This is a genomic window from Acinetobacter sp. F16, assembly GCF_052712855.1.
Window position 1 is genome coordinate 1 of record NZ_JBRATK010000032.1, and the last position, 1,256, is coordinate 1,256.

Sequence of the window (1,256 nt, forward strand, 5' to 3'; positions counted from 1 at the left end):
CTTCCAGGAAAAGTCTCTAAGCTTCAGTTACACAGGAATCGTACCCTAAACCGACACAGGTGGTCAGGTCGAGTAGACCAAAGCGCTTGAGAGAACTCTGCTGAAGGAACTAGGCAAAATGGTACCGTAACTTCGGGAGAAGGTACGCTGTCGACGGTGATGGAATTTACTTCCTGAGCGGTTGACAGCCACAGAAACCAGGCCGCTGCAACTGTTTATTAAAAACATAGCACTCTGCAAACACGAAAGTGGACGTATAGGGTGTGATGCCTGCCCGGTGCTGGAAGGTTAATTGATGGGGTTAGCGTAAGCGAAGCTCTTGATCGAAGCCCCAGTAAACGGCGGCCGTAACTATAACGGTCCTAAGGTAGCGAAATTCCTTGTCGGGTAAGTTCCGACCTGCACGAATGGCATAATGATGGCGGCGCTGTCTCCAGCAGAGGCTCAGTGAAATCGAAATCGCCGTGAAGATGCGGTGTACCCGCGGCTAGACGGAAAGACCCCGTGAACCTTTACTGCAGCTTGACATTGAACTTTGATCTTACTTGTGTAGGATAGGTGGGAGGCTTTGAAACCAGGACGCTAGTTCTGGTGGAGCCAATCTTGAAATACCACCCTGGTAATATTGAGGTTCTAACTCTGCTCCATAATCTGGAGCGAGGACCATGTCTGGTGGGTAGTTTGACTGGGGCGGTCTCCTCCTAAAGAGTAACGGAGGAGTACGAAGGTGCGCTCAGCGTGGTCGGAAATCACGCGTAGAGTATAAAGGCAAAAGCGCGCTTAACTGCGAGACCCACAAGTCGAGCAGGTACGAAAGTAGGTCTTAGTGATCCGGTGGTTCTGTATGGAAGGGCCATCGCTCAACGGATAAAAGGTACTCTGGGGATAACAGGCTGATACCGCCCAAGAGTTCATATCGACGGCGGTGTTTGGCACCTCGATGTCGGCTCATCTCATCCTGGGGCTGAAGCAGGTCCCAAGGGTATGGCTGTTCGCCATTTAAAGAGGTACGCGAGCTGGGTTTAGAACGTCGTGAGACAGTTCGGTCCCTATCTACCGTGGGCGCTGGAAATTTGAGAGGATCTGCTCCTAGTACGAGAGGACCAGAGTGGACAAACCTCTGGTGTACCGGTTGTCACGCCAGTGGCATCGCCGGGTAGCTATGTTTGGAAGGGATAACCGCTGAAAGCATCTAAGCGGGAAGCCTACCTCAAGATAAGATTTCCCAAGGACTTTATGTCCTCTAAAGAGCCGTT

At 51.5% G+C, this 1,256-nt stretch carries 1 rRNA gene; it reads left to right on the forward strand.

The annotated features are described in order from the left end of the window. Positions 1-1,256, forward strand: a 23S ribosomal RNA gene (locus tag ACU0NF_RS11830); the annotation flags it as partial.